The sequence below is a fragment of the Cognatishimia sp. F0-27 genome, from assembly GCF_020667845.1.
GTDB lineage: Bacteria > Pseudomonadota > Alphaproteobacteria > Rhodobacterales > Rhodobacteraceae > JAFMPQ01.
Map to the genome: position 1 here is coordinate 66,214 of NZ_JAFMPQ010000002.1, position 23,209 is coordinate 89,422.

Annotated in this window: 19 protein-coding genes; 11 read left to right on the forward strand and 8 right to left on the reverse strand. The window is 63.8% G+C overall.

The window, feature by feature from the left end:
• Nucleotides 1-155 precede the first annotated feature (155 nt).
• A complete protein-coding gene (locus J1C49_RS01500; RefSeq protein ID WP_227444021.1) occupies nucleotides 156-1,268 on the forward strand; it encodes an S-(hydroxymethyl)glutathione dehydrogenase/class III alcohol dehydrogenase in 1,113 nt (370 codons plus the stop codon).
• Nucleotides 1,269-1,385: 117 nt separating this feature from the next.
• Nucleotides 1,386-1,889: a GNAT family N-acetyltransferase gene (locus J1C49_RS01505; RefSeq protein ID WP_227444022.1), complete on the forward strand. Its 504-nt coding sequence runs from the start codon at nucleotides 1,386-1,388 to the stop codon at nucleotides 1,887-1,889.
• A 260-nt stretch (nucleotides 1,890-2,149) separates the two neighbouring features.
• Here the strand turns inward: J1C49_RS01505 and J1C49_RS21660 are convergent, their stop codons facing one another.
• The 4 genes from J1C49_RS21660 to J1C49_RS01520 form a co-directional block, all read right to left on the reverse strand.
• On the reverse strand, nucleotides 2,150-2,284 hold the full coding sequence (locus J1C49_RS21660; RefSeq protein WP_255670558.1) for a hypothetical protein: 135 nt from the start codon (nucleotides 2,282-2,284) through the stop codon (nucleotides 2,150-2,152).
• 132 nt (nucleotides 2,285-2,416) lie between these two features.
• Nucleotides 2,417-2,815, reverse strand: coding sequence for an 8-oxo-dGTP diphosphatase MutT (gene mutT / locus J1C49_RS01510; RefSeq protein WP_227444023.1), 399 nt, complete (start codon nucleotides 2,813-2,815; stop codon nucleotides 2,417-2,419).
• A 501-nt stretch (nucleotides 2,816-3,316) separates the two neighbouring features.
• Complete coding sequence (gene argJ / locus J1C49_RS01515; RefSeq protein ID WP_227444024.1) at nucleotides 3,317-4,543, reverse strand: bifunctional glutamate N-acetyltransferase/amino-acid acetyltransferase ArgJ; 1,227 nt, start codon at nucleotides 4,541-4,543, stop codon at nucleotides 3,317-3,319.
• Between the two features lie 3 nt (nucleotides 4,544-4,546).
• On the reverse strand, nucleotides 4,547-5,404 hold the full coding sequence (locus J1C49_RS01520) for a peptidylprolyl isomerase (RefSeq protein WP_227444025.1): 858 nt from the start codon (nucleotides 5,402-5,404) through the stop codon (nucleotides 4,547-4,549).
• 302 nt (nucleotides 5,405-5,706) lie between these two features.
• Here J1C49_RS01520 and secA point away from each other — a divergent pair, with 302 nt between their 5' ends.
• From secA to J1C49_RS01535, 3 genes are all read left to right on the forward strand, one after another.
• On the forward strand, nucleotides 5,707-8,505 hold the full coding sequence (gene secA / locus J1C49_RS01525; RefSeq protein ID WP_227444026.1) for a preprotein translocase subunit SecA: 2,799 nt from the start codon (nucleotides 5,707-5,709) through the stop codon (nucleotides 8,503-8,505).
• 231 nt (nucleotides 8,506-8,736) lie between these two features.
• Complete coding sequence (locus J1C49_RS01530; RefSeq protein ID WP_227444028.1) at nucleotides 8,737-9,813, forward strand: translocase; 1,077 nt, start codon at nucleotides 8,737-8,739, stop codon at nucleotides 9,811-9,813.
• Between the two features lie 24 nt (nucleotides 9,814-9,837).
• Nucleotides 9,838-11,397: a substrate-binding domain-containing protein gene (locus J1C49_RS01535; protein WP_227444029.1), complete on the forward strand. Its 1,560-nt coding sequence runs from the start codon at nucleotides 9,838-9,840 to the stop codon at nucleotides 11,395-11,397.
• A gap of 162 nt (nucleotides 11,398-11,559) precedes the next feature.
• Here J1C49_RS01535 and radC read toward each other — a convergent pair whose 3' ends face one another.
• From radC to dnaK, 3 genes are all read right to left on the reverse strand, one after another.
• Complete coding sequence (gene radC, locus J1C49_RS01540; RefSeq protein WP_227444030.1) at nucleotides 11,560-12,339, reverse strand: DNA repair protein RadC; 780 nt, start codon at nucleotides 12,337-12,339, stop codon at nucleotides 11,560-11,562.
• A gap of 217 nt (nucleotides 12,340-12,556) precedes the next feature.
• Nucleotides 12,557-13,708 (reverse strand): molecular chaperone DnaJ, encoded by a 1,152-nt coding sequence (gene dnaJ / locus J1C49_RS01545; RefSeq protein ID WP_227444031.1) that lies wholly within the window; start codon nucleotides 13,706-13,708, stop codon nucleotides 12,557-12,559.
• Nucleotides 13,709-13,809: 101 nt separating this feature from the next.
• Nucleotides 13,810-15,732, reverse strand: a complete 1,923-nt coding sequence (gene dnaK / locus J1C49_RS01550; protein WP_227444032.1) for a molecular chaperone DnaK — start codon at nucleotides 15,730-15,732, stop codon at nucleotides 13,810-13,812.
• A 271-nt stretch (nucleotides 15,733-16,003) separates the two neighbouring features.
• Between dnaK and J1C49_RS01555 the strand changes: the two genes are divergently transcribed.
• Complete coding sequence (locus J1C49_RS01555; RefSeq protein ID WP_227444033.1) at nucleotides 16,004-16,615, forward strand: alpha-ketoglutarate-dependent dioxygenase AlkB; 612 nt, start codon at nucleotides 16,004-16,006, stop codon at nucleotides 16,613-16,615.
• Nucleotides 16,616-16,870: 255 nt separating this feature from the next.
• Here J1C49_RS01555 and J1C49_RS01560 read toward each other — a convergent pair whose 3' ends face one another.
• Nucleotides 16,871-17,701 carry an ABC transporter permease gene (locus J1C49_RS01560; protein WP_227444034.1) on the reverse strand — a complete coding sequence of 277 codons (831 nt, stop codon included), beginning with the start codon at nucleotides 17,699-17,701 and terminating at the stop codon, nucleotides 16,871-16,873.
• A gap of 260 nt (nucleotides 17,702-17,961) precedes the next feature.
• Between J1C49_RS01560 and cysQ the strand changes: the two genes are divergently transcribed.
• From cysQ to J1C49_RS01585, 5 genes are all read left to right on the forward strand, one after another.
• Nucleotides 17,962-18,759 carry a 3'(2'),5'-bisphosphate nucleotidase CysQ gene (gene cysQ, locus J1C49_RS01565; protein ID WP_227444035.1) on the forward strand — a complete coding sequence of 266 codons (798 nt, stop codon included), beginning with the start codon at nucleotides 17,962-17,964 and terminating at the stop codon, nucleotides 18,757-18,759.
• A gap of 6 nt (nucleotides 18,760-18,765) precedes the next feature.
• Nucleotides 18,766-20,028: a glycosyltransferase family 2 protein gene (locus J1C49_RS01570; protein ID WP_227444036.1), complete on the forward strand. Its 1,263-nt coding sequence runs from the start codon at nucleotides 18,766-18,768 to the stop codon at nucleotides 20,026-20,028.
• Nucleotides 20,029-20,135: 107 nt separating this feature from the next.
• Nucleotides 20,136-21,032, forward strand: coding sequence for a UTP--glucose-1-phosphate uridylyltransferase GalU (gene galU, locus J1C49_RS01575; RefSeq protein WP_227444037.1), 897 nt, complete (start codon nucleotides 20,136-20,138; stop codon nucleotides 21,030-21,032).
• A gap of 6 nt (nucleotides 21,033-21,038) precedes the next feature.
• Complete coding sequence (gene galE / locus J1C49_RS01580) at nucleotides 21,039-22,022, forward strand: UDP-glucose 4-epimerase GalE (protein WP_227444038.1); 984 nt, start codon at nucleotides 21,039-21,041, stop codon at nucleotides 22,020-22,022.
• A complete protein-coding gene (locus J1C49_RS01585) occupies nucleotides 22,003-23,193 on the forward strand; it encodes a glycosyltransferase family 1 protein (RefSeq protein WP_227444039.1) in 1,191 nt (396 codons plus the stop codon). The genes galE and J1C49_RS01585 overlap by 20 nt, the downstream gene beginning before the upstream one ends.
• Nucleotides 23,194-23,209: the final 16 nt, after the last annotated feature.

The following is a 23,209-nucleotide window of genomic DNA, read 5'->3' on the forward strand; positions in this document are numbered from 1 at the left end:
AGCAGTTTGTTCACTTTATGTTCTAGTTTTTGCCGCGGGCGGAGTCGAGTCCCTCGCGCTGTCTGTGGATTTATTGCCGTGACGCTCTCTTGCGAGGACAGGTGGTTTGGCGCAGTGTTCGGCAAAAGAACATGTTCTACGGGGAGGAAACGGCGATGCGAACACGGGCTGCGGTAGCGCTGGAGGCGGGCAAGCCTCTTGAGGTGATGGAGGTCAATCTCGACGGGCCAAAGGAGGGGGAGGTCCTGGTGGAAATCAAGGCCACCGGGATTTGCCACACGGACGAATTCACGCTGTCCGGGGCTGATCCGGAGGGGCTTTTCCCCGCGATTCTGGGCCATGAGGGCGCTGGCATCGTGGTCGAGTGCGGGCCGGGCGTGACCAGCCTCAAACCCGGCGATCACGTGATCCCGCTCTACACGCCGGAATGCCGGGAATGCGAATACTGTCTGCATCCCAAGACCAACCTGTGCCAGGCGATCCGCACGACCCAGGGTCAGGGCGTGATGCCGGACGGCACTTCGCGCTTCTCGATGCTCGATGGCACGCCGATCCTGCATTACATGGGCTGTTCGACCTTTTCGAACCACACGGTGTTGCCGGAGATCGCGCTGGCCAAGATCAATCCGGACGCGCCTTTCGACAAGGTTTGCTATATCGGCTGCGGCGTCACGACGGGCATCGGCGCGGTGATCAACACCGCCAAGGTGGAAATCGGCAGCCGGGCAATTGTCTTTGGACTGGGCGGGATCGGCCTCAATGTCATTCAGGGCCTGCGCCTTGCGGGCGCGGACCAGATTGTTGGCGTTGATCTCAATGCAGACAAGAAGGCCATGGCGGAGCGCTTTGGCATGACCGACTTCGTGAACCCCAAGGAGGTCGAGGGCGATCTGGTGCCTTACCTTGTTGAGCTGACAAAGGGTGGCGCGGATTACACGTTTGACGCGACGGGTAATGTGCAGGTGATGCGCGACGCGCTGGAGTCGGCGCACAAGGGCTGGGGCGAATCGATCATCATCGGCGTGGCCCCGGCGGGTGCCGAAATCTCCACCCGTCCCTTCCAGCTCGTCACGGGCCGAAGCTGGCGCGGCACGGCCTTTGGCGGCGCGCGCGGGCGCACGGATGTTCCGAAAATCGTGGACTGGTACATGGAGGGCAAAATCGAGATTGATCCGATGATCACCCACACCATGAGCCTTGATGAGATCAACACCGGCTTCGACCTCATGCACAAGGGCGAGTCGATCCGGTCGGTTGTCTTGTTCTGAACTCCTGACCGGCAAGCAAACGGACGGGGTGAGGCGGTGCCTTGCCCCGATCGGCGGCACCGCGGCCGGAGCCCGTCGCGCAGAACGGGCCCGAACTTGATGAGGCACGGCGCAGCCATGCAGACAGAAATCACCATCAGACCCTATGCCGCGTCGGACGCGCAAGCCGTGACGGATATGCTGATTGCCGTGTTCCGCGCAGGCGACACCTATACCATCGACCCCGATATCACGCCGGATGATGCGCTGCGCTACTGGACCGGCGCAGAGCGCCGCGTGTTTGTTGCTGAGAGCGGCGGCGTCGTTCTGGGAACCTATTATATCGTGCGAAATCAGAAGGGTGGCGGATCGCATGTCTGCAATTGCGGATACGTGACCGCAGAATCGGCGCGTGGGCGCGGCATCGCAAGAGCGATGCTGGCGCATTCACTGGACATCGCGCCGACGCTGGGATTCCGGGCGATGCAATACAACTTTGTCGTGGCGACGAATACACGGGCCGTGGCCACCTGGGAACGCGCTGGGTTCGCCATTGTGGGGCGTTTGCCGAAGGCGTTCAGGCACCCGCAGGCGGGTTATGTCGACGCGCTGGTGATGTATCGGGATCTGATCACGGAGTAGAGCGTGGCAAATCCCGCGCCGCCCGACGGGCGGGATACCGGATTTGCGCGGCAGTCCCCGGAGCATTGGACCTTTCGTGGCATACAGACACGATGCAGGCTTGGCCGATGCCGCTCAACAGACAGACGCGCGCGCTGCGCTGCGGGGCTGTGGCGAGGCACCTGTTTCAGAGCGTCAAACGCCCCGCCTGATACGGATCAGAACGGGGCGTTTCGCTACCGCGAGAGTGGACGCAAGCGGTGACGATTCCAGAAAAAGGATCAGGCCTGTTTCGAGACCGGAGTGCCGGTATAGGCCGTGTTCCCCACCTTCACGACAATCCGCCCGTCAGGCAGATGACGCTCAAGAAGGCCTTGAACAGAAACGCAAGTTCCGAGTGAGATGGTACGAAGCATGAGTGAACTCCCCAATAAAGCTCACTATGAAGCTAGGGGCGAACCGTTAACAAATCGAGAAAAAAAACATCAATTATAGATAATTTTCGATCAAATTCGCGCCGTTTCACGAAACCTTTGCACAATGCCTCATCAAAGCCAGTCGCGCAGGATGGGAATCAGCGGGATATCGGCCGGTGGCATGTCGTAATTCCGAATCTCTTTGGCCCGCACCCATTTCAGCGTCTGGCCCTCGCGGGACCGCGGCACGCCTTGCCATTTCCGACAGGCAAAAAGCGGCATGAGCAGGTGGAAATCATCGTAGCTGTGGGAGGCAAAGGTCAACGGCGCAAGGCAGGAGGCCCAAGTGTCGATGCCAAGCTCTTCCTGCAATTCGCGGATCAGCGCGGCTTCGGGAGTCTCGCCGGGTTCGACCTTGCCACCGGGGAATTCCCAGAGCCCGGCCATGGATTTGCCTTCTGGGCGCTGGGCAAGCAGCACGCGGCCATCGACATCGATCAAGGCGACGGCGGAGACGAGGACGATCTTCATGGCGGGGCCTTTCGAAGGGATTTGCGCCGTTATTGAACGATGCACATTCCATGCACAACCCATGCACATTCCATGCGCATGCCATGCTGCCGCCGGCCCGCGGCGTGTGCGCCGGTCCCACTGCACCGTTGCCCGTCTCCGGACTGCGCAGAGGCTTATGGTAAGAGCGGAGCAAGGCGACGCCGGAGGCGCGCTCCGGCCCGGTCGCGCGCGGAGCGGTGACGGACAGGAACGGGGGGCAGGATCGGGAGAGTGGCGGCCGGACCCGGGTGTGGGCAGCAGAACCGGGCAGACGCAGGACGGGGAAGGGCGGCACTGGGAAGGGCAGGCTCGGGGAGAAGGCGGACGGGGAAGGCAGGACCGCGGAGGAGCAGGACGGGGAGGAGCGGCACGGGGATGGGTGGCACACGGAACGGCAGGCGCGATGATCGCAGAGCGGTCGCGCGCCCCCGTGGCCACGCAGATCGGCGGCCACGGGCAGGACGACGCGGCGCGATGCCGTCAGGAGCGATAATCGGCGTTGATCGAGATATAGCCGTGCGTCAGATCACAGGTCCAGACGGTGGCGCTGCCGCTGCCCAGCCCGAGATCCACGGTGATGTCGATCTCCTCCGCCTTCATCTGTGCGGCGCCCTGTTCCTCGCGATATTGCGGCGAGACCCAGCCCTGCTCGGCCACCAGCACGTCACCGAAGCGGATCGACAGCCGGTCGCGATCGGCCTGCGCGCCGGATTTGCCGATGGCCATGACGATGCGGCCCCAATTCGGGTCCTCTCCGGCGATCGCGGTCTTGACCAGCGGCGAGTTGGCGATGGAGAGCGCATGGGTACGCGCGTCGTCGTCGCTGGCGGCACCGGTCACGTTGATGGTGACGAATTTGGTTGCGCCCTCGCCATCGCGCACGACCTGATGCGCCAGGTCGCGCATGACGCCGTGCAACGCCTCTTCGAAAGCCATATCGCCGGTCACATCCACGCCGGAAGCGCCGGTGGCGGCACAGAGCAGCGTGTCGGAGGTGGAGGTGTCGCTGTCGACGGTGATGCAGTTGAAGGTGCGCGCATTGAGGCGCGAGACCATGGCTTGCAGATCGTCGCCGGCAATCCGTGCGTCGGTGAAGATATAGACCAGCATCGTGGCCATATCCGGCGCGATCATGCCCGAGCCCTTGGCGATCCCGGCAATCTGGACGGTGCCTTCGTCACGGGTGAGCGTGGCGTGCGCGCCTTTCGAGAAGGTGTCCGTGGTGCGAATCGCATCCGCGGCCTGCGCCAGCCCGTCGGGCGAAAGCGTGGCGGTCAGCGCGTCGATGTGGCGCGTGATGCTTTCGGGCGGCAGCGGCTGGCCGATGACCCCCGTAGACGCGGTGAAGACGCGGGTTTCGGGCAACCCGGTGGCGCGGGCCACGGCGGCGCAGACCGCTTCGACCGTGCCGGTGCCATGCGCGCCGGTAAAGGCGTTGGCATTGCCCGCGTTCACGAGGATCGCCGCGCCCGCATCGGAGTGATGACCGATCTTGGCCTGACAATCGAGCACCGGCGCGGAGCGCGTGGCCGACCGGGTGAACACCCCGGCAAGGACGCTGCCGGGATCGAGCACGGCGAGCATCACATCGGGCCGGCCGCGATACCTGATCCCGGTCTCGGCACAGGCAAAGCGGACGCCTGCCACCGTCGGCAGGTCGGGGAAGCGCGCAGGCGCAAGCGGAGAGCGGGTCGGCGCGGTTCCCATGGCTCAGTCGTCCAGAAGGTCGACGTTGGAGATCGCCGACATGTCGATATCGTCAGGATTGATCCGCGTGACAGCAGCATTTTCCGCAGCGGCTGCGATATAGCCTTCGACCACCTGCTGTTCGAGCTCGCCGCGCAGCGTGTCACGGACCTCTTCGAACTCCGGAGCGGATTGCTGGCGGGTTTCGTTGAGCCGGATCACGTGCCAGCCGAATTGTGTCTGGACTGGATCGGACACTTCGCCGACCGCCATCGCGGCCACGGCTTCCTGAAAGCTGGGCACCATCATGCCTTCGGCGAACCAGCCAAGCGCGCCACCATTGGGGCCGGACGGGCCGGTGGAGTGTTCGCGCGCGAGCTCTGCAAAATCGACCCCGGTATTGGCCTCATCGGACAGGCGCTGGGCCTCTTCCTCGGTTTCCACGAGGATGTGAGAGGCATTGTATTCAAGCGGCGCATCCTCGCCCGCCGTGGCATAGCGTTCCGCGTAAAGCGCTTCGACAGCGGCCTCGGTGACGTCGCGCATGATGATCTGGCGGATCACCTCGGAGGCCATGAGCGAGCGGCGTTCATTTGCCATCGCGGTTTCAACGCGGCGTGTCTCGGTTGCGAGCGGATCGTTGTTGAGGGCCTGTTGCTGGATCAGCTGATCGAGGATGCCGGTGAACAGCACGTCATCGGGCAATTGCTGATACTGTTCGGGCAAAGAGGCGCGGATCATGATCATGTGGCCAAGCGTGATATCGGTGCCGTTGACCGTGGCGACCACGGTATCGGCCGTGAGCGTCTCCTGCGCCAGAAGCGGCGTGGCGGTCGCGAGAGTGGCAGCGGTGATCAGGCCTGTGGCCAGTCGTTGAAACATGAATTTGTCCTTTTTGTCTGCATCCGGAGGGCCGGACGCGCGAATTTGAAAGCCCGCCGGCAGGGCGGTGGCGTTGACACTGTTGGGCCCGACCCTTACCTACCCGCAAAGGCTCTGCAAGGCCGATCGTTCCTTCCGACATATGGGCAGCGTGCGACACGGGCAAGCAGGAGCCCCGATTTTTGAACGCCGACATTTGCGCCGGGCGCTTGCCCTGCCGCATGATGGAGGCGAGCCGTCATCAGGCCCCGGGGATCGACCACCACCCCCCGCGCGGCGAGAGGAAAGAGATAAGGCAGGCCATGCTTGGAAAAATTGCACGCAAGGTGTTTGGCACGCCCAATGACCGCAAGGTCAAGGCTACGCGCAAGACCATTGAGGCGATCAACGCGCTGGAGCCGGAATTCGAGAAACTCGACGATGCCGGGTTGATTGCCAAGACCGAGGAATTCCGCAAGCGCGTGAAGGATGGCGAGAGCCTCGACGCGCTCCTGCCCGAAGCCTTTGCCAATTGCCGCGAGGCGGCGCGGCGGGCTTTGGGGCTGCGCGCCTTTGATGTGCAGCTCATGGGCGGGATTTTCCTGCATCAGGGCAACATCTCCGAGATGAAGACCGGCGAGGGCAAGACGCTTGTCGCCACCTTCCCCGCCTATCTCAATGCGCTGACCGGGCGCGGCGTGCATATCGTGACGGTGAATGACTACCTCGCCAAGCGCGACAGCGAGTGGATGGGCAAGGTCTACAACGCGCTGGGCATGACCTGCGGCGTGGTCTACCCGCGCCAGCCCGAAGACGAGAAGAAGGCGGCTTACGAGGGTGACATCACCTATGCCACCAACAACGAGCTCGGCTTTGATTACCTGCGCGACAACATGAAGTCTGACCTGAGCCAGATCAATCAGCGCGACCATTACTTTGCCATCGTGGATGAGGTGGACAGCATCCTCGTGGACGAGGCGCGCACGCCTTTGATCATCTCGGGCCCGGCGCAGGACCGCAGCGAGCTCTATGTCGGGATCGACAAGGTGATCCCGGAGCTGACCGAAGAGCATTACAGCATCGACGAGAAGACCCGCAACGTGACCTTCACCGACGAGGGCAACGAGTTTCTCGAAGAGGTGTTGCACAAGGCCGGGCTGCTGCCGGAAGAGCAGACGCTCTACGACCCGGAGAGCACCACCGTGGTGCACCACGTCAACCAGGCGCTGCGCGCGCACAAGCTCTTCCAGAAGGACAAGGACTACATCGTGCGCGACGGTGAGGTCGTGCTGATCGACGAGTTCACCGGCCGGATGATGGCAGGGCGGCGCTTGTCCGAGGGGTTGCACCAGGCGATCGAGGCGAAGGAAGGCTGCAAGATCCAGCCGGAGAACGTCACGTTGGCGAGCGTCACCTTCCAGAACTATTTCCGACTGTATGAAAAGCTTGGCGGCATGACCGGGACGGCGGCGACCGAGGCGGAGGAATTTGCGGAGATTTACGGGCTTGGCGTGGTGGAAGTCCCCACCAACCGCCCGATTTCGCGGATCGACGAAGACGACCGCGTCTATCGCACCGCGAAGGAAAAATACGAAGCCATCGTTGCAGAGATCAAGGAAGCCCATGAAAAGGGGCAGCCGGTGCTTGTGGGCACGACCTCGATCGAGAAATCCGAGATGCTGAGCCAGATGCTCACCCAGGCCGGGCTGACGCACAACGTCCTGAACGCGCGCCAGCACGAGCAGGAAGCGCAGATTGTCGCCGATGCGGGCAAGCTTGGCGCGATCACAATCGCGACGAACATGGCCGGGCGCGGCACCGACATCAAACTTGGCGGCAACCTCGAATTCCAGATCATGGAAGCCATCGCGGCCGATCCGGAGGCCCATCCCGACGAGATTCGCGCGCGGATGGAGAAGGAGCACGCCGCCGCCGAGGCGAAGGTCAAGGATGCCGGAGGCTTGTTCGTTCTGGCCACGGAGCGGCATGAAAGCCGCCGGATCGACAACCAGTTGCGCGGCCGGTCCGGCCGTCAGGGCGATCCGGGACGGTCGTCTTTCTTCCTGTCACTGGATGATGACCTGATGCGGATCTTTGGCTCCGAGCGGCTCGACAACGTGCTTGGCAAGCTGGGCATGAAGGAAGGCGAGGCCATTGTTCACCCGTGGGTCAACAAGTCTCTCGAACGCGCGCAAGCCAAGGTCGAAGGCCGCAATTTCGACATCCGCAAGCAACTGCTGAAGTTCGATGACGTGATGAACGACCAGCGCAAGGTGATCTTTGCGCAGCGGCGCGAGATCATGGAGGCCGAGGATCTGTCCGAGATCGTGCAGGACATGCGCTATCAGGTGGTCGAGGATCTGGTGGACACCTACGCGCCGCCAAAGGCCTATGCCGAGCAATGGGACATGCACGGGCTCTACGCCGCCTGTCTCGAAAAGCTGGGCTTTGACGAGCCGATCATCGGCTGGGCCGATGAGGACGGTGTCGATCAGGAGGTAATCCGCGAGCGGCTCGAAGCGGCGTCTGACAAGCTGATGGCCGAGAAGGCCGAGGCGTTCGGCCCGGAGACCATGCGGCAGGTGGAAAAGCAGATCCTGCTTCAGACCATTGACGGCAAGTGGCGCGAGCATCTGCTCACGCTCGAACATCTGCGGTCGGTCGTCGGGTTCCGGGGTTACGCGCAGCGTGATCCGCTCAATGAATACAAGTCCGAGGCCTTCCAGCTTTTCGAAGGGTTGCTTGACGGGCTGCGCGAAGAGGTGACGCAGAAACTGAGTCAGGTGCGTCCGATTTCCGAAGAGGAACAGCGCGCGATGATGCAGCAGATGCTCGCGCAGCAGCAGGCCGCCGCCGCTGCCGCAGGCGCGGCACGTCCCGCGCAACAACCGGCAGCCCCGGCGCCACAGGCACAGACCCCCGCACCCGCCTCACCACAGGCCGACATGGCCGCCGCACCCGGCGCGTCCGATGGGGATGTGCTTGAGGCCGAGGCATTTGAACCCTTGGTCGCGGGGTTCGACGAGACCGACCAGAGCACATGGGGCAATCCCGGGCGCAACGATCCGTGCCCCTGCGGGTCGGGCAAGAAGTTCAAACATTGCCACGGGCGCCTGTCCTGATCCTGACGGGCGCCTGACGGCGCCGCGCAGGCAGAACCAGGCGTTCCGCCGCCCGCAGCCCGCAGCCCGCAGCCCGCTGCCCGCTGCCACGCGGGCGGTGAGGCGACTGTATGCAGCCTGTTGCGTGGCTTTGCGCGGGTGCAAGTGCCGCAAAGGTTTCGCGGTCGCGTCGCACCGATGCCATGATTGCGGGGCATCACCGTGCCTGAACAAACAGGATCGGAGACAGCCATGCCCCGTCTCACACTGCCCAAATTTGATGTCTCGCGCCTTGCGGCCCTTCGGGATCTATTGCCGAAACGCGACGGATCGGACACGACCTCCGCAGTGCCGCCGAAAGGCAAGACCGGTGCAGGGTTTCACTCCACGGCGCTTGCGGCGCTGACGGTTTCGGTCGCGCTGGGCACCGGCTATGTCATGCAGTTTGGCTTCAGCCTGCCGGGCAGTGGCTCGGACCTGCGCGGCCCGATCGAAGTGACCGACATCCGGTTGACGTCGTCCTCGGTGATTGTGCCGCGCTTTGCGCCGGACGCGGCGCCCGAAGCGGTTGTCACACCGGCCGCGCTGGTCGATGAGGGAGGCGCGGAGACGCTTGTGCCTGAACCGGAAGCGCCCGCTCAGGCCAAGGATTGCCGTGTGACCATGCAGGCCGATACCACGGCCGGAGCCCTCGTGAACCTGCGGATTGCGGCGCCCTGTCACGGCGGCGATCGCGTAACCCTGCATCATCAGGGCGTCCGGATCACCGAAACGATGGATGCGGAGGGCCGGTTGCGGACCACGTTCCCTGCATTGGCGGAGACCGCGTTCTTCATGGCGTCCTTCCCGGACGGGACAGGGGCCACCGCGGTCACGGATGTGCCGGCGCTGCCGTTTTACGACCGTGCGGTGCTGCAATGGACGGGTGATGCCGGCATTGGCCTGCATGCGCGGGAATTCGGCACGGCCTATTTCGACGCGGGCCATGTCTGGTCGGGTCAGACCCGCAACGTGACGGATGCCGCCACCGGCGAGGCGGGGTTCATGATTGCGCTTGGAGACCCATCCGCCCCCGAGGCACTGCGCGCGGAGGTCTATTCCTTCCCCACGGGCACCGCGCGGCGCAGCGGTGACGTGTTGCTGACGGTCGAGACCGAGGTGACGGAGGCCAATTGCAACCGGTCGATCGAAGCGCAGATCATGCAGCTTCGGACCGGCGCCGATGTGCGGGCCCGTGACCTGACGCTCGATATTCCCGCTTGTGGCGGCACGGGTGACTTTCTTGTGTTGAAAAACGTGGTCGAAGACCTGACAATCGCCGCGAACTGAACGCAGGCGAAACACAGGCCCTTCATGACCAGCTTCCGTGCGGCGATCCTCGCCGCACTTTTTCTTTTGCTCCAGACAGTGAGCGTCCTGGCGGACGATGTAACCCTGCGCGCGCGCGACGGCTCGATCGCATTGTCGGGCACGTTGCTGGGGTTTGATGGTGAGTTCTACCGGCTGCGCACGGATTATGGCGAACTGACGGTCGACGGATCCGGGGTCCTGTGCGAGGGGCCGGGATGCCCCAACCTGATCGATTTTGTCGCCGAACTGTCGATTTCGGGATCGGCCACGATTGGCCGTGTGCTGATGCCCGCCCTGATCGAATCCTTCGCCTTGCGCAACGGGCTTGTGGCGGAGCGCGAAACGCTCGCGGAGCGGGAGATCCTGTATACCCTGCGCAATCGCGAGACCGAGAAGGTTGTCGGGCGATTCGCGCTGCGTGTGAGTAACACCGATGAAGGCTTCGCGGATTTGCTTGCGGATGAGGCGGATCTTGTCATGGCCTTGCGTGAAATCCGACCATCGGAGGTGACGCTTGCCAAGGAGGCGGGGCTTGGCGACCTGCTGAAGCCGAACCGGAGCCAGATCATCGCGTTGGATGCGATGGTGCCCATTGTCTCGGCGGCCAACCCGGTCAGCGCGTTGTCCCTTTCTGACCTGTTGCGGATCCTGTCGGGGCGGCTGACCAATTGGCGCGAGCTGGGTGGGCCGGATGCGCCGGTGGTGATTCATCTGCGCGACGCGCAATCGGGGTTTGCGCAGGCGGTCGAGGATCGCTTGCTGCGCCCGCGCGGCGCACGGTTGGCCGAGGACGTGACGCGGCACGGGGACAACACGGCGCTTGCGCGGAGCGTGTCGCGCGATCCGTTCGGTTTTGGCTTGGCGAGTTTCTCGGAAATCGGGACAGCCAAGCCGCTCGTGCTGACCGGGCCTTGCGGCTTTCGGCTGGCGGCAGAGCGGCGCACGGTCAAGACCGAGGATTTCCCGCTGACCGCGCCGATGTTTGTCTATATTCCCGCACGGCGTCTGCCGGCGCTGGCGCGGGAGTTTCTCGGCTTCACCCGCTCCGATGCGGCGCAGATCGTGATCCGTCGCGCCGGGTTTGTCGATCAGGCCCCGGAGGAGGTGCCCGTTGACCTCCAAGGGGATCGCTTCGCCAATGCCATTCGTGTGGCAGAGGGCGCCGAAGGGCTGGCGGCTTTGCAGGAGATGACACGGGCGCTGGCGGATATGCGGCGGTTGACGACAACTTTCCGCTTCGAGCCGGGCTCCGCAACGCTGGACGCGCAGTCGCGTTCCAACGTGCTGCAACTGGCGCGCGCGCTTGAAGCGGGCCTGTATGACGGCAGACGGCTGGTCTTTGTCGGGTTTTCCGATGGTCAAGGCGCGGCGGCGGGCAATCTCAAGATCGCGCAGCGCCGGGCGGATGCGGTGCGCAAGGCCGTGCTCGAATTCGCGGAGACCGCCGATCTTGATCGTCTGGTGATCGAAAGCCGGGCCTTTGGTGAAACAATGCCCATGGCCTGCGACGATACCGCGTGGGGCCGGGATGTGAATCGACGGGTCGAAGTTTGGGTCGAGTGAGCAGGTCGCGGCCTGGCGCACATCGCGCCGCCGGTGATCTCGCGGTGGAGCTTGCCCGGAGTGGCGGGCCCGGCTGCGGCGCACGTCTCGCCTCGTCGGAGGGGCGGGCGCCTAGGGCATGCTGTCGGGGTGGCTGCGGGGCCTTTTCGCGCCTTGCAGCGCTCAGAGCAGACCTTCTGCGCGGAAGCTGAGCTCTCGCGATTTGCCGATCACGAGGTGGTCATGCAGGGTGATACCGAGCGCGTCGGACGCGGTCTTGATCTGATCCGTCATGTCGATATCCGCCGCGGAGGGAGTTGGGTCTCCCGACGGGTGGTTATGGACGAGGATGATGGCCGAGGCGTTGAGTTCGAGCGCGCGTTTGACGACCTCGCGCGGATAGACCGGGACATGGTCCACGGTGCCGCGGGCCTGTGGCTCGTCTGCGATGAGCACGTTCTTGCGGTCGAGAAACAGGATGCGGAACTGCTCGATATCGTTATGGGCCATCGCGGTCTGGCAGTAGTCGAGCAGTGCGTCCCAGCTTGAGACAACATGCCGGTGGAGCACCCGGGACCGCGCCAGCCGATGCGCGGCGGCCTCGACGATCTTGAGCTCGGCGACAACGGCGTCTCCCACGCCGTCGCTTTCGAGCAACCGCGCGGGCGGTGCCGAGAGCACGGCGTTGAAGCTGCCGAAGCGGTCGAGGAGCGCGCGCGCGAGGGGTTTGACATCGCGCCGGGGGATGGCGCGGAACAGGACCAGTTCGAGCATCTCGTAATCCGGCAGCGCATCGGCGCCGCCAACCATGAACCGTTCGCGCAGCCGGGCGCGGTGATCCCGGATATAGGAGGGCTGCTGCGGCTGTCTTTGCCCGATGCTGCGCCGTTTTGCCTTGGGGCGGACTTCATCCTGGGCCGTGAACGGCGCCTTGAGGTCGGAAAACTGAAACCATCGCTGCATGGCCCGACTTTCGGGCGATTCTGGTTAGCGAGTGGTTAACAGGCCCGGTTGGTGGCGCGGCGGGGCGGGGATTGCGCCCATAGGAGGGGCGGTCGCCGCGAAAGCGGCGCCCTCTGAATGGTGTCAGGCCCAGCGACCAGGCCCCGGCACGTCACACACAAAAAAAAGGCCGCGCGGCGATGCGCGCGGCCCCTTGAAAGAGATCCGGCATCGGCTGTCAGCCTTTCATCGAATCCCAGAAGTGTTTGACCGAGGAGAAGAAGCTCTTTGACTCGGGGTTGTTGTCTTCGCTCAGTTCTTCAAACTCGCGCAGAAGCTCCTTCTGGCGGCTGGTCAGGTTTACCGGGGTTTCGACCGCCAACTCGATATACATGTCGCCATGCGCCCCGCCGCGCAGCGCGGGCATGCCCTTGCCGCGCAAGCGCATTTGCCGGCCCGACTGGCTTCCGCTGGGAATTTTCACCCGGCTGCGCCCGCCGTCGATTGTGGGCACCTCGATGTCGCCGCCAAGCGCCGCGGTGCTCATGGAGACCGGCACGCGGCAATGCAGCTCGGTCGCCTCGCGCTCGAAGATCTTGTGCGGCGTGACCTCTATGAAGATGTAGAGATCGCCCGGAGGTCCACCGCGCATGCCGGCTTCGCCCTCGCCTGCAAGGCGGATGCGGGTGCCGGTTTCGACGCCCGCCGGGATGTTCACGGACAGCGCACGTTCTTTTTGCACGCGCCCCGCGCCGCCGCATTTCGTGCAGGGGTTCTTGATGATCTGGCCCAGCCCGGAGCAGGTCGGACAGGTGCGTTCGACCGTGAAAAACCCCTGGGTCGCGCGGACCTTGCCCATGCCGGAGCAGGTCGGACAGCTGACAGGCTCTGCACCGCCCTCGGCCCCGGAGCCGCTGCATTCTCCGCATTGCACCGATGTCGGCACGTTGATCTGCTTTTGCAGACCGTTATAGGCCTCTTCGAGCGTGACACGGAGGTTGTAGCGCAGGTCGGATCCGCGCGCGGCGCGCTGGCGTCCGCCCTGCCGGCCTCCCATGAAATCGCCAAAGAGATCGTCGAACACGTCCGAGAATGCGGAGGCGAAATCGCCCTGACCGCCGGCACCGCCCATGCCACCTGGACGACCACCGCCGCCCATGCCGCCTTCGAAGGCCGCGTGGCCGTAGCGGTCATAAGCCGCTTTCTTGTCGGCGTCCTTGAGAACCTCGTAGGCCTCGTTGACTTCCTTGAATTGCGCTTCGGCCTCTGGGTTGTCGGCGTTGCGGTCGGGATGAAGTTCCTTGGCCTTCTTGCGGTAGGCTTTCTTGATCTCGTCCGCGGAGGCGCCTTTGGACAGGCCGAGCAGGTCGTAATAGTCACGTTTGGACATCATGCCCTCCTCGTGTTGCGTCTGCGCCGCGCGTTGCCTTGAATGACAAGGGCCGGCCCGGTGTCCGGACCGGCCCCCAGTCGGGTCCGCGCGGCCTTACATCAGGCGCGCTTGTTATCGTCGAGATCCTCGAAATCCGCGTCGACGATGGTGTCATCGTCATCCGGGCGCGGGCTTTCGTCGGCGGCTTGCGGTTCATCCTCGCCCGCTTCGGCCTGTGCCTTGTAGATCGCCTCTCCCAGACGCATGGCCGCTTCGGTCACGTTCTGGATGCCGGACTTGATCTTCTCCGCCTCGATGTCGTCCTTTTCGAGGTCGTCCTTCAGCGCGGCCACGGCAAGCTCGATGGCTTCGACGGTGGAGGGGTCGACCTTGTCGCCATGCTCCTCCACGGATTTCTCCGTCGAGTGAATGAGGCTTTCGGCTTGGTTGCGCGCTTCGACCAGCTCCTTGCGGGCCTTGTCGGCGTCGGCGTTTTCCTCGGCCTCCTTGACCATTGCTTCGATATCCTCGTCGGAGAGGCCACCGGATGCCTGGATCGTGATCTTCTGCTCCTTGTTGGTGCCCTTGTCCTTGGCGGAGACCGAAACGATGCCGTTGGCGTCAATGTCGAAGGTCACCTCGATCTGCGGCATGCCGCGCGGCGCGGGCGGGATATCCTCGAGGTTGAACTGACCGAGCATCTTGTTGTCGGCAGCCATCTCGCGCTCACCCTGGAACACACGGATCGTCACCGCGCCCTGGTTGTCTTCGGCGGTCGAGAAGATCTGGGACTTCTTCGTCGGGATCGTGGTGTTGCGGTCGATCAGGCGGGTGAACACGCCACCCAGCGTCTCGATGCCGAGGGAGAGCGGGGTCACGTCGAGCAGGACAACGTCCTTGACGTCACCCTGAAGCACGCCGGCCTGAATGGCCGCGCCCATGGCAACCACCTCATCGGGGTTCACACCCTTGTGCGGCTCCTTGCCGAAGAACTTGGTCACTTCCTCGATGACTTTCGGCATCCGCGTCTGACCACCGACAAGAACGACCTCGTCAATGTCGGAGGTGGAGAGGCCCGCATCCTTGAGAGCAGCCTGGCACGGCTTGATGGACGCCTTGATCAGATCCGAAACGAGGCTTTCGAGCTTGGCGCGCGTCAGCTTCATCACGAGGTGCAGCGGCTGACCGTCGGACCCCATGGAGATGAACGGCTGGTTGATCTCCGTCTGCGACGAACTGGAGAGCTCGATCTTGGCCTTTTCCGCGGCTTCCTTGAGACGCTGAAGCGCCATCTTGTCCTTGGTCAGGTCGACGCCGTTCGACTTCTTGAACTCGTCGGCGAGGTAGCTGACGATCCGCATGTCGAAATCTTCACCGCCGAGGAACGTGTCGCCATTGGTGGACTTCACCTCGAAGAGGCCATCGTCGATCTCGAGGATGGTCACGTCGAAGGTGCCGCCGCCGAGGTCATAGACCGCGATAGTGCGCGATTCTTTCTTGTCGAGACCGTAGGCCAGCGCGGCCGCGGTTGGCTCGTTGATGATGCGCAGCACTTCGAGACCGGCGATCTTGCCGGCATCCTTGGTCGCCTGACGCTGGGCGTCGTTGAAGTAGGCGGGCACGGTGATGACAGCCTGGGTGACTTCTTCGCCGAGATAGCTTTCAGCGGTTTCCTTCATCTTTTGAAGGATGAAGGCAGAGATCTGCGAGGGGCTGTATTTCTCGCCACGGGCTTCGACCCAGGCGTCGCCATTGCCGCCGTCGATGACGTTGAACGGCATGTTCTTGCGGTCTTTGGCGAGGTTCGGGTCGTCATTGCGACGGCCGATCAAACGCTTCACACCAAAGACGGTGTTTTCCGGGTTGGTCACGGCCTGCCGCTTGGCGGGCTGGCCGACGAGGCGCTCATCTTCGGCAAAGGCGACGATGGACGGCGTGGTCCGGGCCCCTTCGGAGTTTTCGATGACGCGCGGCTGCGAGCCATCCATGATGGCGATGCAGGAGTTGGTGGTGCCGAGGTCGATACCGATCACTTTGGCCATGTTTTCGATCCCTTTCTTAGGCGATGGAAAGGACGGACCCTTTTCGGCATCCGCCCCATGGATTTGGTCTTGGACTGCGGACAGCGCGACTATTCGCCCCGCTCGCCCGATCTGCACGGTATATAGGCAGGCCCCTAAGGCGCTGCAACCTCGTTGGCGCGCGGTTTCGATGGAATTTTCACAATCCGCATCCGAGCGACGGGACCTATGCGATAAAGGCCCTGCGGGTTAGGAAACGGGTAAGGATTGCGGATGCAGAAAGGGGCGTGACATGGAAAGGACCGTGCTGTCGATCCGTGGATTCGAGATCCATGGCGGCGCGCTGGACCGTGCCGAGCAGGAGGCGCTGGTTGCTGAGTTGCGGGAGATATTGCGCGTCGCGCCGCTGGTGCAGCCGGAAACGCCGCGGGGACAGAAAATGTCGGTTCGGATGAGCGCGGCGGGGCGGTTTGGCTGGGTCAGCGACCGGCGCGGCTATCGCTACGAGACCTGCCATCCCGGCACCGGGCAACCTTGGCCCGCGATCCCGGAGCGGCTGCTGACGCTGTGGCATGCGCTCATCGGTGCGGCGCGGCACCCCGAATGCTGCCTCATAAACTGGTATGGGGACGGCGCGCGCATGGGCATGCACCGCGATGCGGACGAGGCCGATTTTGCGCAGCCCGTGTTGTCGGTGAGCCTTGGCGATGATGGGCTGTTCCGGATGGGCAACGAGACGCGCGGCGGCAAGACCGAGTCCGTCTGGCTGCGGTCTGGGGACGTGGTGGTGATGGGGGGCAAGGCGCGTCTGTGTCACCATGGCGTCGACCGGATCCGCTTTGGCTCTTCGACGCTTCTGGCCAACGGGGGGCGGATCAACCTCACGCTGCGGGTCGTGACCTGACGCGGTGTGACCTGACGCGGTGCGGCTTGGCATGGCCGGCGCCGGGGTGTCGTCGCAGACACGGGTTTCAGGTCTAGCAGGCGCGTGGAGGATCGAAACGGCCGAGGGACCCGTTAAGCGGAGCAGCGGGCTTCGATGTCCTTGGTCAGCCGACAGCCGCCAGCCGACGGCACGCCGGTGACCGGCCGGGAGCACAACCGGGCAATCCGCGTCGCCGCAGGTCGGGGCTGAGATCGACCGGTCGCCGGGAGGGGACTAGCGGCGTGCGGACCACGAGGCGGAGGCGTGCTTGCGGGTATAGAACTCCCCCATCAGGCCGATCATGATCAATGCAAGCGAGAGGTAGAGCGCGTATTCCCAGTCGGAATTGCGCGGGTTGTAATTGACGAAGGCAAAGCCGCGCGACTGGTCGATCGTGTGGAACAGCGGGTTCCAGTCGAACATCAAGAGCATGGTCGGCGGCAAGGTGTTGGCCACGAACATCTTGCCGGAGGCGATCATGTTGGCGCGCTGATAGATCGTCGAGGCGATGCTGACGAAGGTCGGGAACCAGGGCTTGATCGCGAGGAAGACCATGCCGATCGCCGCACCGGAGAACCATGACAGGATCACCATGCCCAGACAGGCCATCGGATCCAGGATTTCGCGCAGCACGAACGGGTTGAATGCCACATCATAGATGAAAAGGATCGCAAAGAGCGACAGCACTTGGATGTAGAGCGTGCCGAGCATGGCCGAGGCGATTGCGATCGCGGTGTTCATCGGTGCGTGTTGCATCATCGGGCTTGCCGGTCCTTCGGAGCCAACCACCGCGCCCAGCGTCTTGGTGTGGGTCATGTAGAGAAACACGCCCGTCATGATGTAGAGCAGGAAATCGCCCCGGATCGCGACGCCGCGCAGGCCGAGGATCATGAACATGAAGTAGAAGGCCAGGACGAAGATAATCGTCTGGAGCATGTTCATCAGGATGGCAATCAGCGCATTGGAGTGGGATTTTCGCACCGAGCGGACGGCATTGTGGTAGACCAGCTCGGCAAGATAGATCGCCGACCCGAGGTGGGAGCGTTGTCGGGAGTCTTGTAACATCGCGCTGCCTCGTTGGCGGGGTCAACTGGTTTGGAGAGGCCGCTTGCGGCCGCCCCGATGGGCCTTTTTCGCGCCGCGGGGGGGCGCCGCGGTCTCTTATTTCCTCAATGTGCACGCGGAACGCGTCGGAAAAAGGGCGTTTGGCGGGCAAAAACCGCCCCGCCGCACGGGCGACCGCTTGCCGTTGACGGTCATGCCAACCATAAAGCGGGAAATCTTTCCGATCAATGAACACGCGCTTTGGCGCGGGAAGGTCTGCGATGAACTACTCCGCCCTGACACCGATCCTGCGGACGCTGGCGTTGGAGGCTGGCGACAAGATCATGGAAATCTACAACGCCGACGATTTTGACGTGCGCTCCAAATCCGATGACAGCCCGGTGACCGCCGCGGACGAAGCGGCGGACGCGATCATCTCCAAGGGGCTGCGCGAAGCGTTTCCGGATATTCCGCTGGTCACCGAGGAACAGGCCGACAGCCATGACATTTCCGCGACCACCTTCCTGATCGTGGATCCGCTGGACGGGACCAAGGAGTTCATCAAGCGGCGCGGGGATTTCACCGTCAATATCGCGCTGGTCGAAGATGGCGTGCCGACGCGCGGCGTCGTTTATGCGCCGGCGCGGGAGCGGATGTTCTACACCAACAGTGTCGGCCATTCGGTTGAGGAGGCAGGCCCGTTTGCCAAGGAGACCGCTGGCGAGACCACGGATATCCGGGTGAGCGCGCCCGACAACGACGCGCTCATGGTTGTAGCATCGAAATCGCACCGCGATCAGGCGACGGACGATTACATCAACAAATATGCGGTCAGGGACAGCCGCAGCGCGGGATCTTCGCTCAAGTTCTGTCTCGTGGCGACCGGTGAGGCCGATCTCTACCCCAGGCTCGGTCGCACGATGGAATGGGATACGGCCGCCGGCCATGCGGTGCTGGCCGGTGCGGGCGGGCATGTCGTGCGGTTTGACGATCACAGCCCGCTGGCCTACGGCAAGGCCGGTTTTGCCAACCCGTTCTTCATTGCCTATGCGCCGGGTGTCGATCTCAAGGAGAACTGAGCCCTGATGTATGCGCCCAACACCAGCGTCATCGTTGTCAGCCGTGGCCGTCCCGATGCGTTGATGGGGTGTCTGGATGCGCTGGCACAACAGGTCTGGCCCTCTTTCGAGATCCTGGTGGTGGCGTGCCCGGATGGGTGCAGCGCGGTAGAGGGGCGTTCCGATGCGGACTCGCTGCGGCTCATCCCGTTTGACCGGCCCAATATCGCGCAGGCGCGCAACCTTGGTCTGGCGCAAGCGGCGGGAGAGATCGTGGCGTTCATCGACGATGATGCCCGGGCCGAACCGCTCTGGCTCAGCCATCTGATCGCGCCCTTCGAGGATCCGGCGATTGCGGCGGCAACGGGCTTCGTGATCGGGCGGAACGGGATTTCCTTTCAATGGACCGCGCGCAGCGTCGATGCGCTGGGCGAGGCGCATCCGCTCGCGGTGGCCGGGCTTGACCCTATCACCCCGAAAGCCCCGCGAAAACAGGCCATCAAGCTCGAAGGCACCAATATGGCGCTGCGCCGCACGGTGCTGATGGAGATGGGCGGCTTCGATCCTGCGTTTCATTACTTCCTCGATGAAACCGACCTCTCCATGCGGTTGATGCAAGCCGGGCACAGCCCTGTCGTGGTGCCGCTGGCGCAGGTGCATCACCAGTTCGAGGCCAGCGCCGTGCGCGCCGCGGACCGCAGGCCGCGGGATCTGACGGAGATCGGGGCGTCCAAGGCCGTCTTTCTGCGCAAACACGCGGCCAAACGACACCGGCGCAAGGCCTGGAAGGCGTTTCGCGCCAATGAGCGCCGCCGCGCGCTGCGCTGGATGCAGTCCGGGCCGTTCGGCGCGGATGATGTGATCCGCCTGATGCGGGGGCTGACGCGGGGCTGGAAAACGGGGTTATATCGTGAGCTGGCCGAGGCGGAGCCAATCGCGGATGCGGGCGGGCGGTTCCTGCCCTATCCGGGCCGCCCCGGTGCCATGCATCGCGTCCTGTCCGGACCTTGGGCGCGGCGCGCGGCGCTGCGGGAAGCCGCGACCCGGCTGAGCAAAACGGGCGCCATCGTCACACTGATCCTGTTGCGGCGTGGCGCCCGCGCGCACCGGGTTGGCTTTACCGAAGGTGGCTTCTGGGAGCAGAGCGGGGGTCTGATGGGACGCGCAGACCGGGATGCGCCGCGCGTGGCGCTCTGGCGCAGGAGCAAGCGGATCCGGACCGAAGCCAGCCGTGTTGCCCCGGTGCGCGGGGCGTTTCACCGTGTCGAACACCCGGCAATTCAGGGCTGAGTCCGGGCGGGGGAATACCCTACCGGTCTTCAGTTTTAGCTTTATACCTAGTGACGCCTGCGGGATCATGCGGTAGTTGGGAGAAAGATGCTAAGCGGGAGCGGGTAATGCGAAGCAAAGTGACCAAAGCCATTTTCCCTGTTGCGGGCCTTGGGACGCGGTTTCTTCCGGCGACGAAATCGGTGCCGAAAGAAATCATGACTTTGGTCGACAAGCCGTTGGTGCAATACGCCATCGACGAAGCGCGTGCCGCAGGTATCAAGGAATTCATCTTCGTGACCTCGCGCGGCAAGGGCGCGCTTGAGGATTACTTCGACCACGCGCCGACGCTCGAAGCGGAACTGGTGCGAAAGGGCAAGACCGACCTGCTTGAAATCCTGAAATCCACGGACATGGAATCCGGCGAGGTCGCGTATATGCGGCAGCACAAGGCGCTTGGTCTCGGGCACGCGGTCTGGTGCGCGCGGAACCTGATCCACGATGAACCTTTTGCCGTGATGCTTCCGGACGATGTGATCGCCGCCGAAAAACCCTGTCTGCAACAGATGGTGGAGGCCTACGAGGAAACCGGCGGCAGCATGGTCGCAGCGATGGAAGTCCCGATGGAGAAGACCTCGAGCTATGGCATTCTCGATGTCGAAGAGGACATGGGCTCCCGCGTGTCGGTGAAGGGCATGGTCGAAAAGCCCAAGGTGGAGGATGCGCCGTCCAACCTCGCCGTGATCGGTCGCTATATCCTGTCGCCGAACGTGTTGCGCAACCTCGACGATGCTGGCACCGGCGCGGGCGGAGAGATCCAACTGACCGACGCGATTGCCAAGGAAATCGGCGAAGGCGGCGACGGTGTCTACGGCTACCGCTTCCGCGGTCAGCGCTTCGACTGCGGCAGCAAGGCAGGTTTCTTGCAGGCGACCGTGGCCTTTGGCCTCGCCCGCGAAGAGCTGCGCGACGATCTGGAAAGCTTCCTCAAGTCGCTGGACTATTCGCGCAAAGCCGCCGAGTAACCGCGCGTGACGCATGTCCTCGTGACCGGTGGAGCGGGCTATATCGGTAGCCACGCCTGCAAGGCGCTCCGCGCGGCCGGCTACACGCCCGTCACCTATGACAGCCTTGTGACCGGCTGGGCCGATGCGGTGAAGTTCGGGCCATTCGAGCAAGGCGATCTTCTGGATCGGGCGCGGCTCGACGCGGTGTTTCTCGAATACAGACCGGTTGCCGTGATGCATTTTGCCGCCCTGAGCCAGGTCGGCGAAGCGATGTCGGAGCCGGGTCTCTACTGGCGCAACAATGTTTGCGGCTCGCTTACTTTGATTGAAGCGGCCGTGGCGGCGGGCTGTCTGGATTTTGTCTTTTCCTCCACCTGCGCGACCTATGGCGAGCATGACAATGTGGTGCTGGATGAGGCCACACCGCAGGAACCGCTCAACGCCTATGGCGCCTCGAAACGCGCGGTGGAGAATATCCTACGCGATTTCGAAGCGGCACACGGGCTGCGCGCGGTGATCTTCCGCTATTTCAACGTGGCCGGTGCCGATCCGGAAGGCGAGATCGGCGAGCATCACCGCCCGGAGACGCATCTTGTGCCGGTCATGCTCGAAGCAATTGACGGCACGCGTCCGGGGCTGACGATCCACGGAACGGACTATGACACGCCGGACGGAACCTGTATCCGGGATTACGTGCATGTGTGCGATCTGGTGGATGCGCATATTCTTGGGCTCGAATGGCTCAAGGCGGACAAGGGCAGCCGGGTCTTCAACCTTGGCACCGGTCAGGGGTTCTCCGTGCGCGAGGTGATCGAGGCGTCGCGCAGCGTCACCAATCGCCCGGTGCCCTTCGAGGAAGGGCCGCGTCGGGCGGGAGACGCGACAAAGCTTGTTTCCGGCTCGACACGCGCGGGGGCAGAGCTTGGCTGGAAACCGCATCGCTCCACCATGGAAACGATGATCGCGGATGCCTGGCGTTGGCACAAGAATGGCCACTACGAGCGCTAGACCCTCCGCACGATTGCTGGACCTGACGCGGCTGGTGCGTCGGGTCGGCCAGCTGCCGACAGGCATTGACCGGGTGGAGCGGGCCTATCTTGAGGCGCTTCTCGGAGAGCAAGAGCCGCTCTGGGCGCTGATCCGCTCCTCCTTGGGATACGTGCTTCTGGATCGCCAAGGATGCGCGGGGCTTCTGGAGCGGGTGCGGTCGGGGCAGTGGGGCGCGCGCGATCGGCTGTCGCGCATGACGCGCGGGGTTGAAGAGCCGCGCGGGCAGGCCGAGAGTGACCTGCGGCGCATTTGCGTTGCGCGCTGCCTTCCGATCCGGCTGGGGCGCATGCTGGCGCGATACCTGCCCGCCGGGACGGCGTATCTCAATGTCGGCCACAGCAGCGTGTCAGACAGGGTGATCACGGCGGTGCGGCGCATTCCCGGCTCGCGGATCGCGGTCATGGTGCATGACACCATCCCGCTTGACCTGCCCCGGATGCAGCGCCCGCGGAGCGTGACGCGGTTTGCGGCATTCTTCAATCGTGTGATACATCGCGGCGATCTGGTGATCTGCCCTTCCGAGACGACCCGGCAGGCCGTGCTGCGCCATGCGGCTCCGGTTGTTCCACAGGTGGTGGTGGCGCCGCTTGGTGTCACACAGACGAAGCCGGGCGTGGCCCTGCGGGGGCCATGGGATGGTGCGCCGTTTTTTGTCACCGTGGGGACGATCGAACCGCGCAAGAACCATGCGCTCCTGCTGGATATCTGGCCGGAGATCCCAAAGGCGCATCTGCTCATCTGTGGGCATAGAGGATGGCGGAACGACGCGGTTTTTGCCACGCTCGATGCGCGGCCGGAGCGGGTGCATGAGCTGTCCGGACTGGATGACGCGACGGTTTCTGCGCTGATCCGGGACGCATGCGGGTTTCTGTTTCCGAGCATCGCGGAAGGCTATGGCTTGCCACCCTTGGAGGCGGCCGCGCAGGGGGGGCCTGTCATTGTCGCGGATCTGGCCGTGTATGACGAGGTGCTCGGCGCCGCGGGAACGCGGTTGGACCCGCATGACCCGGCAGAATGGCGCGCGGCGATCATGGCGCTTGCCACGGCAAAGGCGCCGCACCGCGCGCGCATTGCCTTTCACCCGCCGGATTGGCCTTCGCATTTCAAGACAGTCTTAACTCTGACCTGATAGCCCGCTGTGTCAG

Bases quoted from the DNA above. Each gene is read 5' to 3' on its own strand.
- cysQ (WP_227444035.1), top strand. From the start codon at position 17,962: ATGAACTACTCCGCCCTGACACCGATCCTGCGGACGCTGGCGTTGGAG.
- mutT (WP_227444023.1), bottom strand. From the start codon at position 2,815: ATGAAGATCGTCCTCGTCTCCGCCGTCGCCTTGATCGATGTCGATGGC.
- secA (WP_227444026.1), top strand. From the start codon at position 5,707: ATGCTTGGAAAAATTGCACGCAAGGTGTTTGGCACGCCCAATGACCGC.
- J1C49_RS01530 (WP_227444028.1), top strand. From the start codon at position 8,737: ATGCCCCGTCTCACACTGCCCAAATTTGATGTCTCGCGCCTTGCGGCC.
- J1C49_RS01520 (WP_227444025.1), bottom strand. From the start codon at position 5,404: ATGTTTCAACGACTGGCCACAGGCCTGATCACCGCTGCCACTCTCGCG.
- J1C49_RS21660 (WP_255670558.1), bottom strand. From the start codon at position 2,284: ATGCTTCGTACCATCTCACTCGGAACTTGCGTTTCTGTTCAAGGCCTT.
- J1C49_RS01555 (WP_227444033.1), top strand. From the start codon at position 16,004: ATGGAAAGGACCGTGCTGTCGATCCGTGGATTCGAGATCCATGGCGGC.
- J1C49_RS01500 (WP_227444021.1), top strand. From the start codon at position 156: ATGCGAACACGGGCTGCGGTAGCGCTGGAGGCGGGCAAGCCTCTTGAG.
- dnaK (WP_227444032.1), bottom strand. From the start codon at position 15,732: ATGGCCAAAGTGATCGGTATCGACCTCGGCACCACCAACTCCTGCATC.
- J1C49_RS01535 (WP_227444029.1), top strand. From the start codon at position 9,838: ATGACCAGCTTCCGTGCGGCGATCCTCGCCGCACTTTTTCTTTTGCTC.
- J1C49_RS01570 (WP_227444036.1), top strand. From the start codon at position 18,766: ATGTATGCGCCCAACACCAGCGTCATCGTTGTCAGCCGTGGCCGTCCC.
- J1C49_RS01505 (WP_227444022.1), top strand. From the start codon at position 1,386: ATGCAGACAGAAATCACCATCAGACCCTATGCCGCGTCGGACGCGCAA.
- J1C49_RS01585 (WP_227444039.1), top strand. From the start codon at position 22,003: ATGGCCACTACGAGCGCTAGACCCTCCGCACGATTGCTGGACCTGACG.
- argJ (WP_227444024.1), bottom strand. From the start codon at position 4,543: ATGGGAACCGCGCCGACCCGCTCTCCGCTTGCGCCTGCGCGCTTCCCC.
- J1C49_RS01560 (WP_227444034.1), bottom strand. From the start codon at position 17,701: ATGTTACAAGACTCCCGACAACGCTCCCACCTCGGGTCGGCGATCTAT.
- dnaJ (WP_227444031.1), bottom strand. From the start codon at position 13,708: ATGTCCAAACGTGACTATTACGACCTGCTCGGCCTGTCCAAAGGCGCC.
- galU (WP_227444037.1), top strand. From the start codon at position 20,136: ATGCGAAGCAAAGTGACCAAAGCCATTTTCCCTGTTGCGGGCCTTGGG.
- radC (WP_227444030.1), bottom strand. From the start codon at position 12,339: ATGCAGCGATGGTTTCAGTTTTCCGACCTCAAGGCGCCGTTCACGGCC.